Below are 6,957 nucleotides of genomic sequence, written 5' to 3'. Positions count from 1 at the left end.
AGGCGCTGACAACGCCACCATCCGCGAAGCTTGGTCACTGGCTCGTGATCGCACGGTCGCTGCTGCCAATTCGCGCCGGCGGCAACTATCCGCGGGCGCGACTGCGATTGCTCGATGGGTCGAACCCAAGGACGACTCGGACACGCCCGAACCGCCTGCAACCACACCGCCTGCCGAGGTTCCACATACGACAACGAATTTCCGGCTGCCGACCGACGAGTAGACGGAAGGGTGGAGTGCTCACCCGGGCGAACTCGCTTCCCTCGATCCACCTTCGACAGCAGGCAGTCATGCCGAGCTTTACCGATGCGAGCCGAAACATACTGGTCGGTCAAACTCCGCTTGCCGCAACAGGTTCGACGACATGGCCATCGTGAAACAACCACGTCCCCGCCGACGATATGCGCCAGAGTTGATGTCCGCGTGGGGCAGCACCCACATCACTTTCCGGCCCGTTGGCACTGTCCACGGCCGCACTTCCCGAGGAGATGCCACCGTGGTCGCCGCACAGGAAACGAGCCTGCAGAAGATACTCGAAGGCACCTCGCAGTACCTCGTTCCGCTGTACCAGCGGCCGTACCAGTGGGGGCCGGACAACTTCAAGGAGCTGTGGCGCGACGTCACACAGCTGGCCGAGGACCGAGCCGAGGATGTCGAGACCACACACTTCATCGGTTCTGTGGTGCTGGCGCCGGTTCCGGGTAGCGTCGCAGGTTCGATCACGCGATATCTGGTCGTCGACGGGCAGCAGCGCCTCACCACCCTCACCCTGTTGCTGGCGGCGATCCGTGACCACCTTCGCGAACGCGACGCTTCCACGCGCCGCGACACGGATCGCATTCACAATCAGCTGCTGACAAATCAGTACGAGGACGACCCGTACCGGCTGAAACTGCTACCCACGCAAGCGGACCAGGCTTCCTACACCGCAGTCATCGACGGGCTGCCGACTGCGGGTGGTGACGACAATATCGGGGCCGCGTACCGCTTTTTCCGGGCGCAATTGGCCGAGCCCATAGATCCCGATCTCGGCTACGACGTGGTGCAGATAGCTCATGCAGTGACATCTGGGCTGTCGGTGGTTTCGATCAGCACCCATCCGGGTGACAACGTCCACCGAATATTCCAGTCTCTGAACAACACCGGACTGAAGCTGACTCAGGGCGACCTACTGCGAAACTACCTCTTCATGCGGATGCCGACCCGCAGCGAGGAGGTTTACCGCACCCTGTGGCGTCCTCTCCAGGACGCGCTTGCTGACAATGAGCGCCTCGAAACACTGTTCTGGTTGGACCTTCTGCAGACCACGGCGAAGGTCAAGCAAACGCAGACATTTGCAGGGCAGCAGGCAAGGCTGGACCGGTTCGCCAACGAGGACGAGATAGTGGCCGAAGTCGAGAGGATCGCCGGCCTTGGTCGGCTCTATGGATTGATGCTCCATCCAACCGATGAGCCCGACCTGGCCGTCCGCCAGCGTCTGATGCGCCTCGCCGAATGGGATTCCACCGCTCCGGCACCGTTGGTACTACATCTGCTGGTCCTGCGTGACCGCGGTGATGCCACCTCGGATCAAGTTGCCCGCGCCCTGTTGTACATCGAGTCGCTACTGGTCCGCAGGTTCTTGGTGGGGCGGGTAACCCAGGGGCTAAATCGTCTGTTTCCCGCGGCGGTGCAGGAACTCGACGAATCCCTTCCTGTCGACGAGGCGCTGCATAGGTATCTGTCGGCCGGGCGCAAGCACTACGCCACCGACGAGAAGCTCACCGAGGCGATACTCACTTCACCGCTGTACACCACCGGACGTGCCGCGCAGCGCAAGACCATGCTGATCTGGATCGAGCAGCTGTTCAATTCCAAGGAGCAAGTCGAGCCGACATCGCTCACGGTCGAACATGTCATGCCACAGACTCTGTCGGCGCAGTGGCGCAAAGAGGTGGGGTCGACATACGGAATCGAGAACGTTGACGACCTGCACGACAGCCATGTCCACACGCTGGGCAACCTCACACTTACCGGATACAACGAGAACCTGGGCAACAACACCTTCGATCGAAAACGAGATGTCCTCCGGGCGAGCAGCATTCGCATGAATCAAGCGATCGCCACCTTTTCGGAATGGGGTCCTGAGCAGATCGAGCAGCGTGGCCGCGAGCTTGCCAAGCTGATCATCGGAGCGTGGCCCGGACCGCTCACCGATATCACGGCCAACGGCGACGACAACCCACTGTGGGAATCGATGAATCGGCTGCTCGCTCTACTGCCTGCCGGACACTGGACCACCTACGGCGATGTCGCCAGAGTCTTGGGAACGGCGGCCCAGCGGCTGGGAAACCGGCTGGCAACCGCACCCGCACCAAATGCTCACCGCGTTCTCACATCGCAGGGCGAGGTGTCCCCCTCATTTCGATGGGTAGAGCCTGGCCGAACCGATAATCCCAAAGAGATTCTCGAACAAGAAGGCCTCCGATTCGTAGCCGGAGTTCGGGCGGATACCTCGATGCGGCTATCGATCACGCAACTCGATGAATTGCGGAAGGCGGTGGAGGACGGCTTCGACGCGGTCCAATGAGCTCGCACATGCTCGACGCGGAGCGTCCGACGAGCCTGCATCGGCACCGTTACAACCGGAGAGCCCACTGACCCAGAGGGAGAACAATGCTCGGCTTCGCCATTGTCGACAGACAGCCGACCGCTGACACCACTGCGGTATGGCTTACCAGCCGCACCGACACCACCATCGTCCGCAACACCAACGCGGTGGTAATTCCACACGACGATCCGGACCATGACTCGAAGGTCCAGTGGCTGGTCAAGGGGCGATCGGTGGTGCTGACCGAAGGCACCACACCACAACCGTGTTTCGAGAATGCTGTCGAGGTCGACTTTTTCGCCGATCTGGTCAAACTGACCACCGCGTATCAGGAACGCATCTGCCAAGCCGTCGATGACTACTCCCGGCGCCAGCGGTCGAAGTTGGTGTGCCGGTTTTCCAGCCGGTTCCACAGCTTGCGGCCGCAGCGCAGGACGAGCCCCGATTTCACGCGTTGGCAGTCGCCAACTACGTCGGAAATGTCTGGACGGCTTGGCTATTCACCGAAGAGCAGCGGCTCCGCCGAACGGTCAACCCGAGAACCGGGGAAACACCGTGGATCATGCCGGAAGACCTGAACAATCCGGCGATCGCGATCTTCCCGGCAGAGTTCATTGACCGCGTCCGGCCGGTGGGTCGCGACGAGAGGAATCGTCGACCATGAGCCATGGCTTTGCCGCACAACCCGGCTGGTATCCAGACCCCTCACGTCATTCGCCGCTGCGTTGGTTCGATGGGTTCCGCTGGACCGACGCCGTTTCCAACGCCCCGGGCTGGTATCCCGACCCCTGGCAGCAGGTGCCCTATCGTTGGTTCGACGGGCAACGGTGGGCCGACGCACTACAACCGCCGGCACCTCACCACCCGCCGGCGCCCCTGGACACCGGAGCCAGTGCACCCACGAGCATCCGACCGGCGGCCGGCCTTGCGCCGCAGCTGGCTTCACTTCTCGGCACCGCCTCACGTTTCGCGGTGATGGATGTGGAGACGACCGGCCTCCGACACACGGACCGCGTCGTGGAGATCACCGTGCTCACCCTCGATCATTCGGGCACGGTCACGAACACCTTCGATACCGTCGTCAACCCGATGCGCGATGTCGGCCCCACGTGGATCCATGGTCTTACAGCGGCCGACGTGGCCGGCGCACCCACATTCGGGGAGATCGCGCACGCGGTGGCGGAGCTCCTCGACGGTGCAATCGTCGTCGCTCACAACCGGCCCTTCGACACACGAATGGTGGGTTTCGAACTGGAGCGGTCAGGAATCGACGTTCAGTGGGGCTCGGGTCTGGACACGTTGGCGGTGACCCGCTGCAAGTTGGCAGCCGCTTGTTTCGAACACGGCATCCAGCACGAGAACCAGCACCGGGCGCTGGGGGACGCCCGCGCCACCGCCGGCCTGCTGCAGGCCATCGCAAGTCATTTCCCGGGGCCGGGGACCCCCACCGCTGCCACCAGGTATCGAAAGGCACACAGTGCCAGGATCTGGGCCCGCGACGGTGAATCGATCGCCCAGCCGCTCCCTTTCCTCGCCGACATCAGTCAGGGCCTGCACACCGCCGCGGACGTTGCGCCCTACGAGATTCTGCTGGACCAAGCTCTAGCCGATCTGCAGCTCACCGCGGAGGAGCGGACAGAACTACAACGCCTCGCGTCGGACCTGGGGCTCGACGACGCCGCGGTGCACGCTGCGCACACCCACTTCCTCAACGCCGCAATAGAAGCGGCACTCGAAGACTCCGTCGTCACCGATGACGAAATCGACCGGCTTCTGAGAGTCGCGGCGCTACTGGACCTTCCCACCGAGGTGGTCACCGCACGAACCCACCAGCACCGCGCCGAGTCCGTCGTTGTGGATCTGGGCGCGGGAACCATGGTGTGCTTCACCGGCGATGACGGTCGTCCACGCGAGGAACTGGAGGAACTCGCGCGGGAATACGGTCTGACGCCCGCGCCGTCCATGACCAAGGCGGTCGACGTGCTGGTCGCCGCGGATCCGGCGACGATGTCCGGAAAAGCGAAGACGGCGCATAAGCACGGGAAGCCGATTGTCTCGGCAGAAGACTTCGTTGCCGCATTGCGCTCGGGCCGACAAGCGAACGGGACACGGTTGCGCATGGCGGGCCTCGCATGCGTCTGCGACAAGTGCGGGTCGACGTGGACCGCGAGCAGGCGGAGCAAACTCTGCCGCTCATGCCTCGGCACATCACGGGCAAGAAGCAGGGCGAGGGACCTCGTGGGATGAATTGCGGCGTCCCGCTCGCCACAGTCCGGTTGCGGCGTTGTCGGGAACCCGCACGTCCGAAATCTCGCACGGACGATCCGCCAGGCCCCGCTCTCCGTCCCGCCTCCGCCGGCGATGCGAGGTCGCCCCCCCACAAACTTCCGATGGACGGTCGGCGACAAAATCGCTTAGCATCCCCATGTGAGTGATAGTGGGGGGAACGTTCCAGCGCCTGGTCAGCCGTTTTCAGTAGTCCCGGAACAGGTCCGCGACGTCGGGATCTACATCCGCGGTCTAGCCGAAACTCTCTCCGGCGCTCTGGATTCCGCAGCCAAGGACGTCGCGGAGCTGCTCAACGGCAGCTGGACAGGCGACTACGCCGACGAGTTCTCAGAAGGTTGGACCGAGGTTCACGACGGTGGCCGCCAGATCTTCGCCGCTTTGGCAACAATGGCGGAGAAGCTCGGCGTTACTGCCGAGACGTTCCAGTTGGTGGATGCGGATAGCGCTGCGGCACTGGACATCCCGACATTGAACTGGTCATAGCCATGGCGTCACAATTCTCGGTCGACCTCGATCATCTCGAACAGATCGTCACCCGCCTGTCCGGACTTGCGGGCTTCATCGGCGACCACCTCACCGATATCGAACAGCGCGTTGCATCGTTGCAAGGCACCGGTTGGGAAGGCATCGCTGCCCGGGCTTTCGACGACGCACACCGCGAATGGGTCAGCGGCGTAAAAGAACTCGTGGACGGTGTTCGCGAGATGAGCGACGCGGCCAAGGAGGCACACGCCGCCTACACCCGTGCCCTGGAGCTCAACCGCCGCATGTTGCAGAGCGGGCAGTAGGTGAACGTTGACTGGCAGATCTACTACGAAGCTGCCAAAAGATGCCATCAACTGGCCGACGATCTTCGCAAGGCTGATAAGCCTGTTCACGACGCGGTCAAAGGCACATGTGTCGGCATGGCCGGCGATGCCACGGGATGCGCGGAATGGGGCAAGACCTATGACGAGGCAGCCCGCAAGACACTGCAAGCTTCCGCCAGCCTCGCGAACGCACTCACGAACTACGGCGCGGTCCTGTACGCGCAGGGATACAACTGGGGCATCGCGAACAAATCCAAGCCGGCCCCGCACAAGGCGAATACCGGTCAAGTTGGCGAATACACGGTAAACATTCCCAGCTCGGTCCACGACAACGGACTCGGGTTCGCCCACAGCGGCGGCGTGAAAGCCTTCTTCGACAAATTGGTCGCGCAGGTTATCGAGAAGTTTCACAAACTCCCCAACGGCGACGCTGCGAAACTGAAGACTGCACACGAGACTTGGAACACCTTCGCGTCACATGAAACCGTCACCGGCGCCGCAGCGCAGATCTCGGCCATCTCCGGGTTGTTCGACGGCATTGACGACGCTACCAACCGCCAACACATCCAAGACCACTTCACGACCCTCAAAACCGGTGCCGGCTCCCTCGCGACCGCCGCACTGAACGTCAGCGCCCCCGTCGGCAAATATCACGATGCCACACTGTCATTCGGCCAGGACACAGCTCACAAGATCAACTGGCTAGAGGCGGGCGTTGCTGCTGCTGCCGTGGCCGGTATAGCACTTGCCGTATTTACCGTCGGCATGTCGGTGGAGGTCTCTGGCGAAGCTATCGCAGGCGCGGTTACAGCCACGATCGGAGCGATCGAGGAATCCTTCTCCGCCAGCGCTCTCGCAGAGATCTTCGGCTACACCGCCCTCGTCGCTGCTACCGCCGTCACCATCAAAGCTTTCGACGCCGTCCCCGGCGACCTCGAAAAGATAGCCGCGAACCTTGCCGCCATCATCGCCATGAAGGTCCTTATCGACGGTGGCGAACACGCGCAGCCTTCTGACCAGCCGGATTTCCGGCACAGCGAATACACTCAGGACGAAATCGAAGAGTTCATCAACGGGCATACCGGAGACGGCAACCCGACGATGGACAGACCAACCCCTGCGCAAGTCCACGACGCGTTGGAACACGGAACTCCGGAGCCGATGGGTGACGGCCGCACGCCAGAGCAGGCGGAGCAATTTGTTTACAAAGGAATAAAGGTTGTCGTCAACTACGAATTGCCCTGGAAGTCCACAGCATGGAAGCTATGA

The 6,957-nt window shown here is 62.4% G+C and carries 6 protein-coding genes; all 6 read left to right on the top strand.

Features of this window, described 5'->3' with window-relative positions:
• Positions 1-496 precede the first annotated feature (496 nt).
• The 6 genes from RJ03_RS30670 (at position 497) to RJ03_RS30645 (ending at position 6,957) form a co-directional block, all read left to right on the top strand.
• Positions 497-2,569 (top strand): GmrSD restriction endonuclease domain-containing protein, encoded by a 2,073-nt coding sequence (locus RJ03_RS30670; protein ID WP_036509263.1) that lies wholly within the window; start codon positions 497-499, stop codon positions 2,567-2,569.
• Between the two features lie 86 nt (positions 2,570-2,655).
• Entirely contained in the window at positions 2,656-3,168 is a 513-nt protein-coding gene (locus RJ03_RS30665) for a hypothetical protein (protein WP_036509260.1), read from the top strand.
• Positions 3,169-3,250: 82 nt separating this feature from the next.
• Complete coding sequence (locus tag RJ03_RS30660; RefSeq protein WP_036509257.1) at positions 3,251-4,837, top strand: exonuclease domain-containing protein; 1,587 nt, start codon at positions 3,251-3,253, stop codon at positions 4,835-4,837.
• A 180-nt stretch (positions 4,838-5,017) separates the two neighbouring features.
• Positions 5,018-5,362, top strand: coding sequence for a WXG100 family type VII secretion target (locus tag RJ03_RS30655; RefSeq protein ID WP_036509254.1), 345 nt, complete (start codon positions 5,018-5,020; stop codon positions 5,360-5,362).
• Positions 5,363-5,364: 2 nt separating this feature from the next.
• Complete coding sequence (locus RJ03_RS30650; protein ID WP_036509251.1) at positions 5,365-5,667, top strand: WXG100 family type VII secretion target; 303 nt, start codon at positions 5,365-5,367, stop codon at positions 5,665-5,667.
• A complete protein-coding gene (locus RJ03_RS30645) occupies positions 5,668-6,957 on the top strand; it encodes a hypothetical protein (RefSeq protein WP_036509248.1) in 1,290 nt (429 codons plus the stop codon).

The sequence above is a fragment of the Nocardia aobensis NBRC 100429 genome (genome assembly GCF_000308375.1).
Lineage (GTDB): Bacteria > Actinomycetota > Actinomycetes > Mycobacteriales > Mycobacteriaceae > Nocardia > Nocardia aobensis.
Note: the sequence above shows the minus strand (reverse complement) of the source record. Positions and strands in the feature narration are given on the sequence as shown.

What these genes read in the sequence shown, in the direction of transcription:
- RJ03_RS30660 (WP_036509257.1), top strand. Translation starts at nt 3,251, where the DNA reads ATGAGCCATGGCTTTGCCGCACAACCCGGCTGGTATCCAGACCCCTCA.
- RJ03_RS30650 (WP_036509251.1), top strand. Translation starts at nt 5,365, where the DNA reads ATGGCGTCACAATTCTCGGTCGACCTCGATCATCTCGAACAGATCGTC.
- RJ03_RS30665 (WP_036509260.1), top strand. Translation starts at nt 2,656, where the DNA reads ATGCTCGGCTTCGCCATTGTCGACAGACAGCCGACCGCTGACACCACT.